The sequence below is a fragment of the Pleurocapsa sp. FMAR1 genome, from assembly GCF_963665995.1.
Lineage (GTDB): Bacteria > Cyanobacteriota > Cyanobacteriia > Cyanobacteriales > Xenococcaceae > Waterburya.
Map to the genome: position 1 here is coordinate 1,617,319 of NZ_OY762512.1, position 19,821 is coordinate 1,637,139.

22 protein-coding genes and 1 pseudogene are annotated in these 19,821 nt (G+C 39.2%); 13 read left to right on the forward strand and 10 right to left on the reverse strand.

Translation table 11 applies throughout. The annotated features are described in order from the left end of the window. Window positions 1-321 precede the first annotated feature (321 nt). Window positions 322-1,125, forward strand: a complete 804-nt coding sequence (locus tag SLP02_RS07845; RefSeq protein WP_319420102.1) for a WecB/TagA/CpsF family glycosyltransferase — start codon at window positions 322-324, stop codon at window positions 1,123-1,125. A gap of 135 nt (window positions 1,126-1,260) precedes the next feature. On the opposite strand, the gene SLP02_RS07850 is transcribed toward SLP02_RS07845, so the two are convergent. Beyond that, window positions 1,261-2,481 (reverse strand): ATP phosphoribosyltransferase regulatory subunit, encoded by a 1,221-nt coding sequence (locus SLP02_RS07850; RefSeq protein ID WP_319420103.1) that lies wholly within the window; start codon window positions 2,479-2,481, stop codon window positions 1,261-1,263. Between the two features lie 57 nt (window positions 2,482-2,538). After that, window positions 2,539-3,552 (reverse strand): J domain-containing protein, encoded by a 1,014-nt coding sequence (locus SLP02_RS07855; protein ID WP_319420104.1) that lies wholly within the window; start codon window positions 3,550-3,552, stop codon window positions 2,539-2,541. Window positions 3,553-3,765: 213 nt separating this feature from the next. Here SLP02_RS07855 and SLP02_RS07860 point away from each other — a divergent pair, with 213 nt between their 5' ends. The 3 genes and pseudogenes from SLP02_RS07860 to SLP02_RS07870 all read left to right on the forward strand — a co-directional run bounded on the left by SLP02_RS07860 (window position 3,766) and on the right by SLP02_RS07870 (window position 4,804). Continuing rightward, window positions 3,766-4,044: a hypothetical protein gene (locus tag SLP02_RS07860; RefSeq protein WP_319420105.1), complete on the forward strand. Its 279-nt coding sequence runs from the start codon at window positions 3,766-3,768 to the stop codon at window positions 4,042-4,044. A gap of 217 nt (window positions 4,045-4,261) precedes the next feature. After that, window positions 4,262-4,549: pseudogene (locus SLP02_RS26560) on the forward strand (pentapeptide repeat-containing protein); the annotation flags it as partial. 42 nt (window positions 4,550-4,591) lie between these two features. After that, window positions 4,592-4,804 carry a hypothetical protein gene (locus SLP02_RS07870; RefSeq protein ID WP_319420107.1) on the forward strand — a complete coding sequence of 71 codons (213 nt, stop codon included), beginning with the start codon at window positions 4,592-4,594 and terminating at the stop codon, window positions 4,802-4,804. A 232-nt stretch (window positions 4,805-5,036) separates the two neighbouring features. Here the strand turns inward: SLP02_RS07870 and SLP02_RS07875 are convergent, their stop codons facing one another. From SLP02_RS07875 to SLP02_RS07895, 5 genes are all read right to left on the reverse strand, one after another. Further along, window positions 5,037-5,864, reverse strand: coding sequence for an inositol monophosphatase family protein (locus SLP02_RS07875; RefSeq protein WP_319420108.1), 828 nt, complete (start codon window positions 5,862-5,864; stop codon window positions 5,037-5,039). Beyond that, on the reverse strand, window positions 5,861-6,391 hold the full coding sequence (locus tag SLP02_RS07880) for a thermonuclease family protein (protein WP_319420109.1): 531 nt from the start codon (window positions 6,389-6,391) through the stop codon (window positions 5,861-5,863). Before SLP02_RS07880 ends, SLP02_RS07875 begins: the two co-directional genes overlap by 4 nt. 333 nt (window positions 6,392-6,724) lie before the next feature. After that, window positions 6,725-7,885, reverse strand: a complete 1,161-nt coding sequence (locus SLP02_RS07885; RefSeq protein ID WP_319420110.1) for a D-alanine--D-alanine ligase family protein — start codon at window positions 7,883-7,885, stop codon at window positions 6,725-6,727. Between the two features lie 83 nt (window positions 7,886-7,968). Further along, on the reverse strand, window positions 7,969-8,490 hold the full coding sequence (locus SLP02_RS07890) for a DUF937 domain-containing protein (protein WP_319420111.1): 522 nt from the start codon (window positions 8,488-8,490) through the stop codon (window positions 7,969-7,971). Window positions 8,491-8,561: 71 nt separating this feature from the next. After that, window positions 8,562-8,939: a DUF423 domain-containing protein gene (locus SLP02_RS07895; RefSeq protein ID WP_319420112.1), complete on the reverse strand. Its 378-nt coding sequence runs from the start codon at window positions 8,937-8,939 to the stop codon at window positions 8,562-8,564. 204 nt (window positions 8,940-9,143) lie between these two features. On the opposite strand from SLP02_RS07895, the gene SLP02_RS07900 reads away from it, so the two are divergent. The 8 genes from SLP02_RS07900 (at window position 9,144) to msrA (ending at window position 16,328) form a co-directional block, all read left to right on the forward strand. After that, entirely contained in the window at window positions 9,144-10,286 is a 1,143-nt protein-coding gene (locus SLP02_RS07900; RefSeq protein ID WP_319420113.1) for a citrate synthase, read from the forward strand. 59 nt (window positions 10,287-10,345) lie between these two features. Further along, a complete protein-coding gene (locus tag SLP02_RS07905; protein ID WP_319420114.1) occupies window positions 10,346-12,094 on the forward strand; it encodes an ABC transporter ATP-binding protein in 1,749 nt (582 codons plus the stop codon). A 215-nt stretch (window positions 12,095-12,309) separates the two neighbouring features. Continuing rightward, entirely contained in the window at window positions 12,310-13,272 is a 963-nt protein-coding gene (locus SLP02_RS07910) for an orange carotenoid protein N-terminal domain-containing protein (protein ID WP_319420115.1), read from the forward strand. A 127-nt stretch (window positions 13,273-13,399) separates the two neighbouring features. Further along, on the forward strand, window positions 13,400-13,720 hold the full coding sequence (locus tag SLP02_RS07915; RefSeq protein WP_319420116.1) for a hypothetical protein: 321 nt from the start codon (window positions 13,400-13,402) through the stop codon (window positions 13,718-13,720). Window positions 13,721-13,926: 206 nt separating this feature from the next. Beyond that, the gene (locus SLP02_RS07920) at window positions 13,927-14,352 is read left to right on the forward strand and encodes a DUF29 domain-containing protein (protein WP_319420117.1); all 426 of its coding nucleotides are present in this window, start codon (window positions 13,927-13,929) and stop codon (window positions 14,350-14,352) included. 8 nt (window positions 14,353-14,360) lie between these two features. After that, window positions 14,361-14,858 carry a DUF29 domain-containing protein gene (locus tag SLP02_RS07925; protein ID WP_319420118.1) on the forward strand — a complete coding sequence of 166 codons (498 nt, stop codon included), beginning with the start codon at window positions 14,361-14,363 and terminating at the stop codon, window positions 14,856-14,858. Between the two features lie 67 nt (window positions 14,859-14,925). Next, window positions 14,926-15,837: a histone deacetylase family protein gene (locus SLP02_RS07930; protein WP_319420119.1), complete on the forward strand. Its 912-nt coding sequence runs from the start codon at window positions 14,926-14,928 to the stop codon at window positions 15,835-15,837. A gap of 14 nt (window positions 15,838-15,851) precedes the next feature. Further along, window positions 15,852-16,328: a peptide-methionine (S)-S-oxide reductase MsrA gene (gene msrA, locus SLP02_RS07935; protein ID WP_319420120.1), complete on the forward strand. Its 477-nt coding sequence runs from the start codon at window positions 15,852-15,854 to the stop codon at window positions 16,326-16,328. Here msrA and SLP02_RS07940 read toward each other — a convergent pair. Further along, window positions 16,325-17,656 carry a hypothetical protein gene (locus SLP02_RS07940; protein WP_319420121.1) on the reverse strand — a complete coding sequence of 444 codons (1,332 nt, stop codon included), beginning with the start codon at window positions 17,654-17,656 and terminating at the stop codon, window positions 16,325-16,327. The genes msrA and SLP02_RS07940 overlap by 4 nt on opposite strands. An 88-nt stretch (window positions 17,657-17,744) precedes the next feature. Then, window positions 17,745-18,161 (reverse strand): hypothetical protein, encoded by a 417-nt coding sequence (locus SLP02_RS07945; protein WP_319420122.1) that lies wholly within the window; start codon window positions 18,159-18,161, stop codon window positions 17,745-17,747. Between the two features lie 260 nt (window positions 18,162-18,421). On the opposite strand from SLP02_RS07945, the gene SLP02_RS07950 reads away from it, so the two are divergent. Beyond that, window positions 18,422-18,928 carry a nitrate reductase associated protein gene (locus tag SLP02_RS07950; RefSeq protein WP_319420123.1) on the forward strand — a complete coding sequence of 169 codons (507 nt, stop codon included), beginning with the start codon at window positions 18,422-18,424 and terminating at the stop codon, window positions 18,926-18,928. Between the two features lie 45 nt (window positions 18,929-18,973). Here the strand turns inward: SLP02_RS07950 and SLP02_RS07955 are convergent, their stop codons facing one another. Continuing rightward, window positions 18,974-19,756, reverse strand: a complete 783-nt coding sequence (locus tag SLP02_RS07955) for a histidine kinase (protein ID WP_319420124.1) — start codon at window positions 19,754-19,756, stop codon at window positions 18,974-18,976. Window positions 19,757-19,821 lie beyond the last annotated feature (65 nt).

Here is a 19,821-nt window from a genome sequence, read left to right on the forward strand (position 1 = left end):
ATTTTGGCAATTACCAGTGTTGTACCTAAAATTCGCTTATTTAAAAAGGTTATAAGTCTAATTACCCCAAAATTAAATTTTGCCTAAATTTTTTTTAATGATATTTAATATTTATAGAGTAAAGTGGCTACTTAATTTAGACCAATCTAACTGAATTAACCAAGCATTAATCCCAATTTAAGCGTTTTTGGGTTATCATTACTTAGTTTAATTAGGAATTACTTAGTAATAGTTACTGATTAAGCATAAAACAAAGAGTTAAGCGTAATAACACCCGCATTGGAAAAGCATACATAAAAAATAAAAAATATTAGATAAGAGATGAAATCTAAACGAGTAAATATACTAAATATTCCCATTGATGATATAGACACACATGAGCTTTTAGAAAGACTCAAAATTGGTGGAGTGGTTTTTACACCAAATGTAGATCATTTAGTTAAGCTGCAAAAAAATTCTGAATTTTATCAGGCATATCAAGAAGCCGATTATCGAGTCTGCGACAGTCAGTTAATTATGTTCGCTTCGCGTTTTTTGGGACAGCCTCTTAGGGAAAAGATTTCTGGATCTGATTTGTTCCCTGCTTTTTATCAACGTTATGGCAATGATGAAAGCGTCAAGATGTTTTTACTTGGTGGCTTAGAAGGAGTGGCACAAAAGGCTAGTAATAACATTAATACCAAAGTTGGTCGCAACATGGTGGTAGATACTTATTGCCCCCCTTTTGGTTTTGAACAAGATCCTGCCCAGTGCCAAAAAATTATTGAAATTATTAATGCTTCAGGGGCAAATGTATTAGCTATTGGAGTTGGTGCGCCGAAGCAGGAAACCTGGATTTGCCAGCATCGAGCTAAGATGACAAACATAAAAACCTTCTTGGCGATTGGAGCTACTTTAGACTTTGAGGCAGGTACCCTGAAAAGAGCGCCTGCTTGGATGAGTTCAGCGGGTTTAGAATGGCTTTACAGACTAATAAAAGAGCCTGGTAGGCTTTGGAAAAGATATTTAGTAGAAGATACCAGCTTTTTTATGTTAATATTACGCCAAAAGTTTAACTTGGATCATAAACAAAATTTTTTGGGCAAAAAAAGTATGCTCGAATCTAGTCCCGTTGGCAGAGAGTAATATCGCAGTACGTTGATTGGTTAGGACAGAAAAATGAACTGTTCGTAAGTAACAAGTAGCAAGTAACAAGTGTCCTAATATAAGTACGTATAGCTATAAATACCAAAGCGATCGCTCTAAATCTTTAAAGAGACACTATTGGTCTAAAGCCTCAACTCTTGGACTACCATCTGCTTCAATCCAAACTAATTGTTTAATACGGCAGGTTTGAGCGTATCGTCTAACTGCTGTTGGCGATCGCTCTGCCAAGTCAATTTCTATCTTGAGAGGAGCATTTTCTTTTCTCAGTTTGCGGGCATATTTGAGCGCAGCAGCCTCTGCTTCTGTGGTAGTAGGAATAACCAGACAATCACTGCTAGGAGCTTGTTGAGGCAGTTTATCTGTAGATAACAAGCTCGAATGTAAATCTTCAATCGAGAGAGAAAAGCCAATTCCAGGAGATGATTTCCCTTGAGGATCGTACAGCCCCAGCAATCGATCGTAACGTCCACCTTTGGCTAAAACATAAGACTGATGGTCTTGAAAACAAACGGCTTTAAAAACAATACCTGTATAGTAATCAAAGGTTTGCAGTAAACTAAGATCTAAGGTTAAAGGTAAAGGTTGCTCGGAACTACTATTGAGTAATTCAATCAGAGATTTGAGATTATTGACTATTTCTCTGGCGGCAGGATCTAAATTGAGAGTAGAAACTTTACTTAAAACAGCTTCTGGTTTACCCCGCAAATCAAATAAAAGTAAAGCCTGAGCTTTTAAATCTGCATCTAACTCTAAATTCTCCAAGGTAATTCGGTCAAGATTAGCAATACATTGGCGTACTGAGGGGCGGATCGACTCAGGAAATGCCGATAGGAGCGATCGGGTTAATCCAGCCTCTCCTAACAAAATAGACCAATCTGGCGTACCCAATTCATATAAACAGTCCGCTAGCAAAAGAATTATTTCGGCATCAGCTAAGACACCACCAGCAAAAAGTAGCTCAACTCCAGCCTGATAAAATTCTAGCTGCCGACCATGATGGCTTTGGGGTGGATTACGAAATACATTGGCACGATAGCAAAGACGCTGAGGATAAGTGCTGCTGGCCATGCGTGTCACTGCTGCACGAGCGATCGACGCGGTTAGTTCAGGACGTAGACCCAAAGAGCTTTCGCCGTTATTGCGTAGCTGAATTACTTTAGAAGGTTGTATTGCACCACCTGCCGTTAAAGTATCTAGCCACTCTAAAGTAGAGGTGACAATACGCTGATAACCCCATGTTTGAAACGTGTGCTGTAGACGGTCATTAATCCAACGTTTCTGTTCTACTTCTAAGGGTAATAAATCTCTTGCTCCAGCAGGGGTTTGATAAATCATTTTAGGTTAAGTACAGATTCAGCTTCGACATTGCTTGCAACATCTACTTGTGCCATCTTACTTTTTTTTCGACCCAAAAAAACCACTAAAGAAACCACTATTACCTTGCTTATCATTAGACTTTTGAGCAGACCCAGGTTGAGAAGTTTTAGATTTGCTGGCTACTTTGCCAAGTTTATCTAATGCCTTTTTGCTTTCGATGACGGTAGCATTGTGCGGATCTGCTTTGCAAGCTTTGTCAATATGTACTTTTGCCATAGTCAACTGTCTTTTGTGCAGATAGGTTTTACCCATGACGGCGTGAGCAACGCCGTGGTTAGGATCGATTCTTAGCGCATCTCGCAACTCTGTGACAGCGCGATCAAATTCTCCTCTTGATATGTATTGTTGAGCGCGATCGACAAAAGCATCAACTCTCGATTCAGGAGTAGGCTCTTCTGTCTTAGCTGTAGTCTGAGGAGATAAATCTTGTGCTTGAGTGAACGTACTTTTGCTTTGAGGAATGGTTTGCTTATCTTGAGGTGTTGTTTTGGTCTTAGCCGAAAAATCTGAACCTTGTTTAACTTGTCTTTGAGGTACAGACCCTAAGACGCGATCGCATTTTAACATCAGATAAACTAAATTTAGTTCGCTGATACTGCCTATATCTTTTGTAACTTGTTCTAAAGATTGGTAATGATCGGCGGTCAGCTTTTTTAATAGCTGGGGATAAACCAACTCAGCACCATTGCCAGCCTGCAATAGTTCCTGTGCCAGTTCGCTTTTTACGTTTATTTTTGCTTTATTCTCTACTAGGCGTTTGCCAACTTGGGTTAATACTAGTTGATGTTCGGCAAAATCGGCTTTTCGCGATAGTTGTTCATAGGCTGGATTAACTAGCTTAGATAAAATTTGACCTGCCAGCTTGGCTTTAGATTCATCCAGGCGACACTTATCTGGATGAAGTTTTTGAGCAATTTTTAGGTATTTCAAACGAATTTGTTTGGAATCGGCATCTATGGATACGCCAAGGATTGCATGGTGATCGATTATTTTGAGCTTAAAAAGTCCTTGATTAATGGCAAAAGACATAAGAAATATAAATATAAAAACAATTAACAGATGTACACATCTGTAATCATGGAAATGCTAATCACAATACCAGCTATATTTTTATAGTTCCCCAAAATCCCCCTAGAACTAACAAAATTCTTGAATGACCAGAGAAAATTAAGCTGCTAATTATTGACTATTAGTCCGTCAAAATTGTTTTGAGGAGCAATTAGGGTAGTGAGGTGGGTCGTAGTGGAGTTTATACTCCTCCATCGCCATTATTCCTCCACCTCCTCTACCTGCAATACTTCCATCAATTCAACAAATTTTTTAGTAAGCGATCGCTCTTACAATCGCGCCTTTGTAGGGTGGGCAAAAATAATACAAGCAAATTATCGTTTCAAGAAGAGCTACGTTGCTCACCAAATCAATTGTCAACCAAAATATAATCTATGGTGGTGGGTAAAAAATTATTCGTCACGTTCTCTGTATTTTGAAATGCCCACCCTACTAATGGGGTCTCAACAATAAACTAGCCGACACCATTGGCATCATGGTCGATGAGGATTGTTCCTGCGTTAGGTTTTCCCGAGTCATCGAAGCCTGTGATAGTGACTTCCGCCAATTGTCCTTTGGGTAAGTCGGTTATTTGGAAATCTATGTCTAGAGAAGCTTCAGATTGGAGTAAGTCTGACCAAATATTAGTTGCGCTATTATTGAGAACATTAATTATTTCTGGTGTTGAATTATGGTTTGGAAAATCACCGCTGAAGACTTGTTGGTCAGGTACGACGATGGGGAACGTAACTTTGCTGGAATCAAGCTGATTTATTCCTACGGTGCGCCCACTCATTACTCTGGAATCGACCTCAAGGGAATTGTTTTGAGGGATATTAATCTGAGGGGAGCTTATTTCGAGGAAATTAGTATGGTCGGAATTGATTTTACTTGTGCTGACTTGGGAGGAGTTTTCATGCACTGCTGCAATGTCTCTAACGCTATTATTCGTGATGCCAACCTCTGCGCTGCTAGCTTGGTTGGAAGTTCCTTCCATTACACTGATTTCCACGGGACTTCGATGAGCTACATGAACGCCAGCCTGGCTGAATTTAGAGAAGCTAAGATGGGGATTCCTTTTGAGGAAGCTATCCTCGCCAACACCAAATTCCAAGGGGCTGATATCAGCAGCGGTATGATTTGTCGCGGTTGGAATTTGATTTGGAATACCGTTATGCCAGATGGAACTATTGTGAAGGGTCCTCAGTGGGGAAATGGTCGTGATTCCAGTTGAGTACAATTCTTCATCTGTAATAGCCATCAAAGGACTGCTGGGATTGGATGAATTATCAATTAAATTGAGTTTTGCTTCAATATCCTCAATACTTTGATTTTCAATTGCATCTTGAATCTCGCTAGGGATATTAGAGCGATCGCGCCTTCGTAGGGCAAAAAACAACTAGAGCAAATTATCGTTTCAAGAATAGCTCGTTGCCCACCAAATCAACCCATCATCTAAACTGCTGCTATGATTTCCATGATGTTAAGGGCGGAGTTTGAAGTAGAGCTTCACTTAAACTGTCATGAATCAAACTATTAGTAGCTAAAATACGACCAGAACTAATATCTAAAGGACTACCATCGTAGGCTGTAATTTTGCCTCCCGCTTCGGCTAAAATCACAATTCCTGCTGCCATATCCCAAGGCTGAATACCTCTTTCCCAATATCCATCTAATCTACCGCAGGCAACCCCTGCCAAATCCATTGAAGCACAGCCAAGGCGACGCACTCCTTGGGTTAAATGAGTTAGATGACAAAATTCAGCATAGTTATTGTCACTGGTTTCTCGGCGATCGTAAGCAAAGCCAGTAATCAGAAGGCTTTTGCTTAATTCTTTAGTAGCAGAAACTTTGATTGGGCGACGATTACAGGTTGCTCCCAAACCTTTAGCAGCGCGAAATAGTTCATCACTAAAAGGATTATAAACTGCGCCTACACAAGGAATTCCCTCGATCATTAATCCCACAGAAGTTGCTGCCATTGGCAAACCATGAGCATAGTTAGTTGTTCCGTCTAGAGGATCGATCGCCCAAAGATATTCGCTATCGGCATTCCCTAATGATCCTGACTCTTCTGCCAATATTTGATGATTTGGCAAGTGTCGTTTCAATACTTTTAAAACTGCTGCTTCTGCTAGCTTATCGGCTTCGGTGACCAAATCTCCTGGACGACCTTTTTCTTGAATATCAGTTAATTTACCCCAACGTTCTTTTAATACCGCTCCCGCAGCTAAGACTGATTCGGTAGCAACATCTAAAAATATTTGTAGTTGTTCTGGGGAAGGTTGAGTCATTGTTTAAGATTTGAGCGAAATTGATTAGGAGTGTAGCGCATAGCCTGCTTCGGATTCCAGATTCCGTAACCCATTAAGCGAGCATATTCTTGAGCGTCTATAAGCAGCTTACTATATGAATGGTTATATCTGGTGTTTGCCAATACACTACCGTCTTTAACTAGCTCTTGACTAACTAAAGTTTTGGCTTGCCACACATGAGCATTGAGACGATTGAAGCTGTCTTGCTGTGAGGTTTCCATCTCTAATTTAATTGGCAATCCTGTTACTAGCTTAGATAATTTCTGCTGTGCCGTTTTTCCCCAAGGAGACTGACGAAAATCGGGGGCATCAATACCTACAATTCTTACCTGAGCGACTTCTGAAGTTCCTGCTAACATAACTTCAATAGTTTGACCACTAACTACCCGCATTACTTTTGCAGAGATTAAATTAGTCTGGTTAGGTTGAAAATTACAGCCAAACAATAATATTGAACAACAGCAAACAGTCATTACTTTAAACATCAAACACTTATCATCAAACATTTTTAAGTCAAATATTTCAGTATTCTTTTTTAGCGCAGATTTATGAGTCTCAGAATTTATCAATAGTACGCCTAATGTGAATTTAAAAAATGCTTATTCTCGCTTCTAAATGAAATTGGTCTGTAAAAACCATTACTGAATATTGGGGGACTAGCCCCCCAAACCCAAGGTGCTGTGGGGCGAATGCATTCGCCCCTTTATAAGCGCCGTCCCATTGGGGACGTTACGCCCTCCCCAAGCCCCTGACGTAAACATTAACCTTGATTTTCTATCATATTAACTAGAGTCTTATTATTAAAAAGGTTAATTCACATCAAACGTATAGTAGTAAAACTAATTTATGTTTGATTCTTTGTAACGTTCTACTGCTAGATTGATTAAGTTATCAACTAGTTGGGGAAAAGTAACTCCACTGTGCGCCCAAAGTCGGGGATACATACTGGTAGCAGTAAAGCCGGGGATTGTGTTGATTTCATTGATAAAAACTTCTCCCGTTTCTTCTACGTAGAAAAAATCAACTCTAGCTAATCCTGCTGCATCTACGGCTAAAAATGCCTTGATTGCCATTTCTTGTATTTGAGAAGCTACAGCATCAGGAAGATTGGCAGGAATATGTAGCTGTGCCGCACCTTCGGTGTATTTAGTTTCATAATCGTAAAAGTCACTTTCAAAGGTAATTTCTCCCACTACCGAAACTTTAGGATTATCGTTACCTAATACAGCACATTCGACTTCTCTGGCGGTTACTCCTGCTTCGACGACAATACGACGATCGTAGCTAGCAGCATTATCTAAAGCTTTTTCTAGTTCCCCACGCGATCGCACTTTGGCAATTCCCACCGATGAACCCAGATTAGCAGGTTTGACAAAACAAGGATAATCCAGCTTTGCTTCAATATCGTCGCAGAGTTTGGGGAAACGATGCGACCCCGCGTCGCCGTCAGGCGCAAGGGAACGCGCATCGGAACAGGGATTAGAATATATTTGCGCTCTGTTGACCGCCACGTATTTTACCTGGGGCAATTCTGCTTGAGTGAACGCCATTTTCATGGCAATCTTATCCATGCCCAAAGCCGAACCTAATACCCCCGAACCAACAAAGGGAACCTTCATCAGGCTTAGTAAACCCTGCACCGTACCATCTTCGCCATTAGGGCCATGAAGAATGGGAAACCAGACATCTATCTCTGAATAACTAGTATTTTGTCCTGCGGGGGTTAGAGAAGAAAACCCTGTAGAGGTTAGCTTATCTTCGCTCTTAGCAACGTTAGTTTCTGCTTCTGTTAAGAGCAAAGGCTCTCCTGACTCTAATACCTGTTGAGCGAGGTTACTAGGTTGCCATGTACCGTCTTTATCGATATATACAGGTAGGATATCGTATTTAGCTTGATTATCCCCTGCTTTTAAAGCTGAAGCGATCGCTCTGGCTGAAGCGATAGAAACTTCATGTTCTCCAGAGCAACCGCCAAACAATAAACCAATTTGTTTTACCATGTCATATCCCCAAAATCTCACCAGTAATGCTACATCATCTCTGGGTTTTTGGTTAGATACTTGAGGTATTTGTTTTTAAAAGATTATCTGCCAAGGTAACGGGATGCCATTCTCATTGCATCTCTCATATCTACATCACCGTCACCATCAGAATCTAAAAATGCGCTGGCAATTGAATTATTTCCCTGCATATTGCTTTTACTATTGCCAGTTTTTAACAAATTTAGGACTAAAGGAACTAAAATCGGCAGCATTGATTGAATTGTTCCTGCATTTAAACCAGTACGACTAGTAATTTGCTGAATCATACCCTCTAGCTGAGAACTATTAAATAAAGTTGATAAAACTTGCGAATTTGCTCTAGTACCGCCAAATTGATTGATAATTTGATTTACTTGAGAGGCACCGCCATGATTACGTTTTTCTCTCAAAGCGGACTTAGTGTGGTTACCCACGATAGACATGGCTGATTCTACTGCATCTGGACTGGCTTGATTATTGCCGCTTAGTTGCTTTACCGTATCTAGTATTGAGCCAAGCTGATTAGTGCTGGCTTCTTTTTGGGGATCGTCGATCGCGCTTAAAATTTGATTAAAAATGCTCATCTTGTTTGATTTGAATTCCTACTTACTTTTCTAAATTATTATCTAAATTAGGAGTATTAAAAACATATTCTTTACTCAAATCTCCAGGCTGCCACTCCTAAACAAGCCCAACCAACAATAAACGCCACGCCACCCAAAGGTGTAATCGCACCAAGCCATTTAACTCCGCTTAAGCTTAGGGCATACAGGCTACCAGAAAATAGCACTATTCCCGTAGTAAAAGCATATCCCGCTGCTATTAAAAAAACAGATTCTGTAGATAAACGAGTCAGCAGCAATGCCACTAAAATTAGAGCCAGAGCATGATACATCTGATATTTTGTACCAGTTTCCCAGATCTCTAAGGCGCGCTCACTCAATCTGTCTTTGAGGGCATGACTAGCAAATGCCCCTAAAATTACGGATATACCCCCCAATGCTGCTGCGATCGCCAAAAAAATTCGAGCCACAATTGTTTTCCTTTAGTTACTTACAAATTATATAATCTGACAACATTAACTTTGTTGAGAAAAATTAAAGTCTTACGGATAAAATAAGAATAATATAACCCTTCTTCACAATCTTGATTTTAGTAACGTCGATGACTTCAGGAAAGTCTTATTTGGGCTAATTTCAAATATATTATCTTTATTTAATTTAATCTAGGAAAATTTATGACAGCTACATTTTGTGAGTATAAGCCAGGTTTAGAAGGTATTCCAGCGACAAAATCTAGTATTAGCTCTGTTGATGGTCAAAAAGGAATTTTAGAATATCGCGGTATTGCGATCGAAGAATTAACTAAACAAGGTAGTTTTTTAGAAACGGCGTACTTACTTATTTGGGGCAAACTACCTAGCGAACAACAGCTTGAAGAATTCCAGACTGAAATTATATATCATCGTCGAATTAAATATCGGATTCGGGATATGATGAAATGTTTTCCTGAGACTGGACATCCGATGGATGCACTACAAACATCAGCAGCAGCCTTAGGTTTATTTTATGCTCGACGCGCCTTAGACGATCCTGAATATATTAGACGAGCGGTAGTACGTATTCTGGCTAAGATTCCGACTATGGTGGCTGCATTTCACCAGATGCGTCGGGGAAATGATGCCATTAAACCCAACGATAACCTTGATTATGCAGCCAACTTTTTATATATGCTGACGGAGAAAAAACCCCATCCCCTAGAAGCCAAAGTCTTTGATGTCTGTTTAACACTGCACGCAGAACATACAATTAATGCCTCAACTTTTTCGGCTATGGTAACGGCTTCGACTCTTACCGATCCTTACGCGGTAGTTGCTTCGGCAGTAGGAACTTTGGCTGGACCACTTCACGGAGGAGCAAATGAAGAAGTATTGTTGATGTTAGAAGATATTGGTTCAATGGATAATGTTCAGCCCTATGTAGAAAATTTGATAGCCAACAAGCATAAAATTATGGGTTTTGGGCATCGAGTTTATAAGGTAAAAGATCCTAGAGCCAAGATATTACAAGAGTTAGCCGAACAGCTATTCGACGCAACTGGACACGATCGCTATTATGATTTAGCTTTAGAACTAGAAAGGGTAATTGAGACAAAATTAGGACACAAAGGTATATACCCTAACGTGGATTTTTATTCTGGTTTAGTTTACCGCAAGCTAGGCATCCCTGACGATCTGTTTACGCCTATTTTTGCGATCGCTCGTGTGGCTGGCTGGCTAGCACACTGGAAGGAACAGCTTGCTGTAAATAGAATTTTTCGCCCTACCCAAATTTATACAGGGGAACATAATTCTCCCTATATTCCCATGGCAGAAAGATAGACTTATATTCATCCCTTTGAATGTTGGTCAAAAGGGAAAAAGTTGTTAAGATTTGTAGCATGGCACATTCAAGGCTACAGAAATTAGTCAATTACCTTCGTCCCTACTGGCGAATGGTTTTATTAGGGGGAGTCGCCCTAGTAATTGTCAATGCTTTAAAGGTTTATATTCCCCTATTAATCCGCGATAGCATCGATCAATTGCAGGGAGAGTTTAGTTTTGATCAATTATCTCGCTCTGCATTATGGCTGCTATTTTTGTCAGCGATAATGTGGGGATTTCGGATGTATTCTCGCGTGTCTATTTTTGGCATAGGTAGACAGGTAGAATTTAGTCTTAAACAGCGAATTTTCCAACATTTACTGACCATTGAACCAGGATATTTTTCGGATAATAGATCGGGCGATCTGATTAATCGCGCTACTAGTGATGTGGATAATATTCGTCGCTTGGTAGGGTTTGCTCTGTTGAGTTTTATCAACATTATTTTCGCCTATGCTTTCACCCTACCAGCGATGCTCAAGATTGACGTGAAGCTTAGTTTATTAGCGGTCGCCGTATATCCAGTCATGTTGATCACGGTACAGTTGTTTAGTGGCAAGATGCGAAGCTACCAACAAGATGTCCAGGTAGAACTTTCTAATTTGAGTGAGCTAATTCAAGAAGACATGAGTGGCATGGCTTTGATTAGGATTTATGCTCAAGAAGGTCAAGAAAGATTAGCATTTAAAGAGAAGAATCAGAACTTATTAGCGGCAAATCTGAGATTAGCTAGAACTAGAAATTTTTTGTTTCCTATCATCGAAGCTATTTCTTACGTCAGCTTATTAATTCTTTTATGGTTGGGTACAGCGGCGATCGCTAATGGACAAATTACTGTGGGTGACTTTGTTGCCTTAGTTTTGTTTGTCGAAGGATTAGTATTTCCTACTGCTTTATTAGGTTTTACGATTACGGCATATCAGCAGGGAGAAGTCAGTATCGATCGAGTAGAAGCAATTACTCAAGCCGAACCCAAAATTAAAAATAGCTCCAACTCCATTATTTTGCCCTTAGAAGACATTCAGGGAGAAATTACCGCACGCAATCTTACTTATACTTATCCAGGTACTCACAACCCTGCTCTATATGATTTAAACTTTACGATTAAGCCTGGAGAAACTGTTGCCATTGTCGGCTCAATTGGCTCTGGTAAATCTACTCTAGCTAATGCTGTTCCCCGCTTGCTAAATATAGAGCCAGGAGAGCTATTTCTTGATAATTACGACATTACCAAGCTAGATCTAAATACTTTAAGAAAAGCGATCGCCTATGTACCTCAAGATAGCTTTTTGTTTAGCACTAGTATTAAAAATAATATTCGCTACGGTGAGCCATTGAGTGAAAGTTTGGAAGTAGAGCAAGCAGCTAAACAGGCTCAAATTCACCCAGAAATTATGTCTTTTCCGCAAGAATACGAAACCTTGGTGGGTGAGCGAGGTATTACTTTATCTGGTGGTCAAAGACAGCGTACTTCTTTGGCAAGAGCCTTATTAGAAGAAGCCAAAGTATTAATTTTAGATGATGCTCTTTCTAGTGTAGATAATGAAACTGCTACCAGAATTCTTAATAGTTTGTCTCCTACAAGAGCTAAAAAAACGGTCATCTTTATCTCTCATCAACTATCAGCAGCGGCAATGTGCGATCGCATTTTAGTGATGGATGAAGGCAAGATTGTGCAAAATGGCACTCATGAAAGTTTGATTAAAGAATCAGGACTATATCAATCTCTGTGGCAACAGCACCAGTTAAAAGAAGTCTTGAATTAATTTAATTCCGATTTTCAATATTTTTTTTTTACGCTTCAATAATTTGACCAAAAATATTCCCATCTCCCTTATCTCGACTAGATTAGGGATTTTTTTTGTCCATTTTGAACATTTAAGCAAAAATCGGTTTTGTCAAGGTCACTTTACAGATTGTCACAAAACTTGTTATATTCGTTTATAGAAATTAACAAAACTAGAGTAACGGAGAAATATCTATGCCATACACTATAGATTCCGCTCGTAACATATTCTCATCAAGTACTTTAACTGCTGATGCAGTACCAGCTTTGACGGCTAGATTTAATCAACTTAGTGCCGAAGATCAACTTGCTTGGATTTGGTTTGCTTACTTAGAAATGGGTAAGACTGTTACTGTTGCTGCCCCTGGTGCAGCTAATATGCAGTTTGCCGAACCTACTCTAGATGCGATTAAAGCAATGGAGTTCCAAGAACAATCTCAGATGATGTGCGATTTGGCTAACCATGCCGATACAGAAATTTGTCGCACCTATGCTACCTGGAGTCCTAACATTAAGTTAGGCTTTTGGTTCAAGCTGGGAGAATGGATGGAGCAAGGTATTGTCGCTCCGATTCCTGAAGGGTATAAACTTTCGGCAAATGCCAATGCTGTCTTAAGTACACTTCAAGGATTAGAGTCTGGTCAACAAATCACGGCACTACGCAACACTGTAGTAGATATGGGATTTGACACTGGTAAGATGGGCAACTTCAAGAGCGTTAGCGAACCAGTTACTCCGCCTACGGAAATGTCCAAAAGAACAAAAGTCAATATAGAGGGCATTAGCAACTCCACTATCTTGAGCTACATGAACTTGTTGAATGCCAATGACTTCGACGAGTTGATTAAGCTGTTTGCTGAAGATGGTGCGCTACAGCCTCCATTTAAAAAGCCAATTGTTGGTAAAGATAAGGTTTATCAGTTTTTCAAGGAAGAATGCGCCAATCTAAAATTAGCACCTGAACGCGGTGTTGAAGAATCAGCCGAAGATGGTTACACTCAAACCAAAGTTACAGGTAAAGTACAGACCCCTTGGTTTGGTGCTGACGTAGGCATGAATATGTCATGGAGATTTTTGGTTAACTCCGAGAACCAAATTTTCTTTGTGGCGATTGATTTGTTAGCATCTCCTAAAGAACTACTTAAGCTAGCTCGTTAGTTAAAAACCGAATCTTAGCTAGTCTTGGAACTTCAAAGCCAATCACATCTATGGGCAAAGGCTTTGGAGTTTTGTAGTTATATTCAGACAAATATTGTAAATTAAATTTTAGTTATTAGTATTACAAGTGAGTAAAATTCAATGGTCTCAAACGGAAGATCAAATAGCCAAACAAGCTTTTCAGACAGCTTATAAAAGAGAAACTTCCACCTTAATTGCCAATGTACGCGATCGCGCAGGTTCAATTACAGAATTAGAAGATTTATGGTATTTACACGATCTATTAAGTACTAAAAGGTACGAAATAGACGGCAAGTATGACTATGATTCTTCTACTGCGGTGTTCGATTTTGCTAAATTGATCAAAGAAGGCTGGCTTAGTCTTGAAGATCTTAAAGGTCTAAATGCCGAAATACTGTCTAAAATATCGGCTTTAGTTCGGATGTAAAAGTGATGGGGAATGGCATTAATTTAAAAATGCTATTCCCATATCCTAAAGACGGTAAGTAAAGCAATGCTGTAAAGGCGATCGCCTTGGACAAAATATTAAAAGCCTGAGATACAGAAATAGAATTAACTCCGAGCATTTCGATGAATAGCCCAGACACGGAGATAAAATAGTACTAACAAAGTAATTGTGACAATAGTATCGAAATGCAGGATACGAAATTAGAATACGATAGCTGGCTATCTGAACAGGTCAAGTTACTGCGTACCAGGAACTTTGAGCATTTAGACATTAATAATCTGATTGAGGAATTAGAGGCATTGGGTAGAGCAGAAAAGTCGGCGGTCAAAAGCCTGACATATCAGATTATTTTGCATCTATTGCTAATCGATTATTGGTCAGACGAATCTGTTTATAACAAAGATCATTGGCGTGCAGAGGTCGATGCTTTCCAACTTCAATTAGAGGACAAGCTAACAACTAATTTAAAACAGTTGATTGAAGATAATTTGCCTAGACTGTACGAAAAGGCAAAAACAAATGCTGCACGAAAAAGTCGTCTAAGGGAAGATTGTTTTCCATCTTGCTGTCCTTATACTCTAGGAGATATTGAAGGTAGGCTAGATGACTAATTCACAAAATGAATATCAGACAATCATCATCAGTTAGTTACGAATGGGAACATTTAATCGTGAATAACTTAAAAAAATTAAGCCAGTTACACGATCGCGATTTGAATCTTTGGATTGAAGAAATGGCGATCGCTATTAAAAATAGAGACGTAACCACTATGGACTGGGAGAATTTATTAGATGAAATTGAAGATATGGGAGCGAGTCAAAAAAGAGCTTTAAGAAGTTATTATTATCGACTCGTAGAACATATTTTAAAACTTAGAGACTGGCACGCAGAAAAAAAAAGGAATGAGGCTAAATGGCGTGTAGAAATATCAAATTTTCGTAGAGCAATTAAAGATATTTTAGAGGATTCTCCTAGCTTAAGAAGCTATCTCCAGGAAAATCATCTTAACTGGTTTAACAAAACTACTGATAACATTTCAAAAAATCAACTGTTTAAACTTACAGATATAACTGCAATACCTTTAGATAAAATGATAGACGATGATTATTTTGGGTAAAGATATTCATCGCGATCGCTAAAGACAAAGTTCAATTCTTATCAAAATACTCAGCAAGCTCTAATTAATGGGTAAATATGGTTTTGCTATTGTTTATCATCCTGACTATGTTGCGCCTCTGCCTGATGCTCATCGCTTTCCCATGCCCAAATTTAAGATATTGCGAGATTTATTACTCAAGGATGAAGTTATTAAGCCAGAACAGATTTATCAGCCAGAATTACCTGATTTAGAGTTGATTGAGCTAGTTCACACTTCTGAATATGTTCAGGCATACTGCAACGGGACATTGGAACATAAGGCACAACGTCGTATTGGTTTACCCTGGAGTCAGGCGTTAGCTCATCGTACCCGTATTGCTATCGGTGGGACTATCTTAGCTGCGAAATTAGCTTTAGAGTATGGTTGCGCCTGCAACACGGCGGGGGGAACACATCACGCTTTTCCTAGCTATGGATCGGGTTTTTGTATCTTTAACGATCTGGCGATCGCCTCTCGTGTATTGCAGCATCAAGGATTAGTCAACAAGATTTTAATTGTCGATCTCGATGTACACCAAGGAGACGGTACAGCCTTCATTTTTCAAGATGACGATAGCGTATTTACCTTTTCGATGCACTGCGAGGCAAATTTTCCAGGCAGAAAACAAAAGAGTGATTTTGATGTTCCATTGCCTATTGGTTTAGATGATGATGGATATTTGCAAATCTTAGCCAGTCATTTATCAGACTTACTTACTCAGGTAAACCCAGATTTAGTATTATTTGATGCGGGGGTAGACACCCATGTGAGCGATCGCTTGGGTAAACTGTCTCTTACCGACTGGGGCATATATCGACGGGAAAGAATGGTTTTAAGTACCTGCAAAGCTGGGGGATATGCCGTTGCTAGCGTTATTGGTGGTGGCTATGGCAAGGATATGTCAGCATTGGTTTATCGTCATTCCCTGTTGCATCGTGCAGCCAAAGAAGTTTATTAATAATGTAAGGGTTTATGAACAATCTACAGTTGGCAACCTTTGGTGCAGGATGTTTTTGGAAAACGGAAAATGAATTTCTCCAGGTGTCAGGAGTAATCAAAACTTCGGTAGGATACATGGGAGGAGACTTTCCTAATCCTTCTTACTTAGATGTAGTGGCGAGAATTACTGGTCATGCAGAAGTGGCTCAGGTTGAATACGATTCAGAAATAGTTAGCTATGAGGAGTTGCTAGATATATTCTGGCAAATGCACGATCCAACTAGCTTTAATCGTCAGGGTGCAGACAGAGGAGAACAATATCGCTCGGTAATTTTTTATCATAATACCGAGCAAGAGAAAATTGCCTACGGGTCAAAGCAACAGCTACAGCAGTCGGCTAAATACGACAAAGATATTGTTACGGAGATTAAACCAGCCAAGGATTATTATCTCGCTACCGAAGAACATCAGCAATATTTAGCAAAGAAGAATAGAGCAGCTAAAAATTAACGTAGTTGTTTCAGTTTTTGGTTGGCAAAGTCGATCATAATAATGGCATCTGCATGAACAGTTGTCTGGGGCTTTACCTTTTCTAATTGGTTAATAATAGTTAGTACTTCTCTAGCGGTAAACTCTCGATTAGATTGATCTACAGATTTGGGTAAATTAGTAATCATCGACTGTGCTGATTCATAAGCTTGTTGGGATTCCTCTTCTTCTTGCTGGCGAATCCGCATATTGCCTAATTCCGTTTCATAGTTTGCCAACAGAGTTTGGGTTTCTAAATAACCAGCATCTTCCAATGGTACTTTTTCTAAGGTATTAACTGCTCTATTTAATAAATTTACGCATTCTTGCCAACGATTTGCCGAGTGAGGAGAATTGGCACAACTACCAGTAGCTTGAGTATGAAACTGTTGAGCTACGGCAATAATTTTGTTAGTCCGATCGTTGCCTGCTATCAAGCCTGATACCTGACTGAAATCTCGCAAATATGCTTCATAACTATTATTTGCTTGTTCTTTAGCTAAGGTTCGGGGAGGAAGTTGATTGAGTTTATCGATACCTGCTTGCCATGCTGCGATTGCTTTTTGTTTATTGTCAGTGTCCGAAGCTTGCTGATAGTTTTGTTTTGCCTGTTGAATATCTTGCTGGGCTTTTTCTAAAAGCGCGATCGCATTTATTTCCTGGAAAATTTTAGCATCCATCCGCCCAACTTTTGCCCTAGCGGATTCAAACTCATCTAAAGTAAATTGCCAGCCAAAGTTAAAGAAGGTGCGATACATCTGAGGTTCATAACCCAAAAACCAGACGGGCAGAGCATCAAGGTGTTGCTGCGCTTGAGTAACTTTCTCTTGTCCTAATTTTAGATCGGCAAGACTTGTAGCCTGATTAACCAATTGATCTGCCTGTTCTACTTTGGCGATCGCCTGTCGATAGTTGCTATCCATACTTAAATAGCTTGGTAGCAGTAAAATTGGTGCAGTTTTGGCTACAGGGCGACGAATCATCGGGTAGGGCAAATTTAGTAACCAAATTAATCCAGCTAAACCTCCTAAGCCGATTGCTACTTTGGGAATCAGCCATAAGCTGCTAGGTGGACGATTAGCACGAATGGCTTTACTAATAATTTTGGGATTGAAATCTGGAAATAGATCGCTAATTAGATATTCTAGTTCTGTTTCTGTGACTGGCTTTCCTTTGACAGACCTTAATTGATTTAATCGTTTTAAAGCGATCTTTTGAGAAACTTCTCCAGCTATGTTATCTTTTGCTGCTGAAATAGCTATTTCAGCAGCAATAATTTTATAAGCTTTTTGATTAAGACGTTTGGACATAGAGTCAACTAAACATTTAAGTAAATTCTTATGATTAGTGTTCCCTATGTCAGATTGTTTATAAACCAGAAGGAAAAATTAAATGTTTTTAACTTAAAAGCTTGCTAAAAGATTTAGGAGATAATTCTAGCTTTTGAACCGTTTCCTCTAATGTAGACTTAAAGTGTTCAATATCTGAACCAAAACCACAAACCATAGCTGCCATTTCTGCGCCACTAGAAGCATTAGCCCTAGCACAATTGGTTAGCTCTTGTCCTTGGAGAGGTTTTTCTCCAGAAAGTATTTTTTGTTTAGAGTCGCCCCAAAAGGCACTCAGGGTACAAATTTGTTGGTCATCTCGATTTTCAATTGACCAACGATACATAACGGCTTGAGGATTTACTCTAACCTCAACCAGTTTTGCTCCCATATAGTACTGCATCTGGCTTAAGGTTTTTTGCCTTACTTCTAAAGGATCGTTTTTATTTACGGTGCGTTCAAGATGAGCTTGAGTAGGCTTAGGCATTTGCTAAAGGCTTTTTTCTATCGTTACTTTACAGTCCTCATAATTAAAATCATACTTAACCACGTCTTTTTGGAAACTACGAGTTACGTCGATACAATCTCAGTTCTCTAGATAAACGTGATTAAAAATATAAATTTAATATTGGCTGCAAATATAATAAATCTTAAAGCAATAAATATTAGATTAGATATACGCTTAATTACTCTCCACTTCCTAAAATAGTCAATCTCAAACTAGTCAATAGCAATCAACATAAACTAATGAACAACTCAAAAATCACACCACACTTTTCAAATGAAGAAGGCGCAAATCCAAAATATTTTCAATTTGAAGCAGATTTTGTTGGTTCACTGCAATGTATTCCGATGCAGGTCAGAATGAAGCTAGACAACTGTGGTGTAAAGCTGAAGCTAGTAGATTGGAATCATTTTAGCCATTCAGAACGCGAGACATTAGTAAATATGCCCTGCGTTAGCGCATCAGAAACTGAAGCTTACAGACAATATTTGCAAAATTTGCTCATCGTTAAAACTGGACAACCAGCCAAAGAATTAGCCATAGATCCTCAACCAGCTTGGTTAGATGCTCAATCTATTCCCAATAGTGTTCAAACCAAAGCTCAAGAATGTCAGGCTGATATTTCCCTAAAGCAATGGTCAAACTTATTACCCGAACAACGCTTTGCTTTAATTAAGCTTAGTCGTCCTAGCCACGAGAATCAAAACTTTGTTCCCGCACTACAGGAGTTTGAGATTGTACCAAAATGACCTTACAATATTGGGATTATGTTTAACGGTTTGGCTGGGCAAAACTTATTTTGCTGTTTTTTCTTGAAATATTTCTCTGACTTCTTTCCAGAGTTCTTTGAGTAACCCTTTAACTTCTTTTTCCTTACGTGCCACTGCACCGCCAGTTGCACCTAATTTCTGCTCAAATTCTGCTCTTTTGCGTTTAGCAGGCTCAGTAAATACCTCTGGATCTTCCTTAGCTTTTTCGTACCAAGTTTTAGCTTCTTCTAAATGTTTGTTTACTTCTTCGTACTGTTCCCCGTAACGGTTAGCTAAGTTTGCCTGCAATACAGAAGTTTGTGCTTTCAAGCGAGCATAGTGTTTTTGTAAAAGGGCAAATTCTTCACTATTACTAATTCCAGTAATAGCTTCGGAGACCGCAACTTTAATTTTATCTGGTTCGGTTTCACTTTTGCTTTTTACTTTTGCCAAAGCTTTATCAATATCATCCTGTAGCTCTTGTTCATCGGCGACTACTTTGGCTTCTAAGGTAGTAATTTCTGATTGAGTTTGGGTGATTTTTTGTTTTCTGGCTTCACTAATACCATCTATTGCTCCTTGAATAGAAGCAGTTACTTCTTCTTTGATCTCCCCGCTTTTTTCTTTAAAAGTCTCTGTTACCGCAGCGATCGCATCTTCTACTAGGTTAGCAACTTCGCTTTTACCTTCTTTGTATTCGGCAATAGTTTGAGCGATCGCATTTTTAACAATCTCGCGAATTTTATCGGTTTTTAATTCTCCTGTCTGTTTTGCCTGTTGTAAATCGGCAATAATTCTTTCTTTTTTAGATTCATTTGATTCAGACATAACTAATTATCCCTCGTTCTCTGTTGACTTGAATTAAAATTCAAGCTATGGATAATCTCATCTTA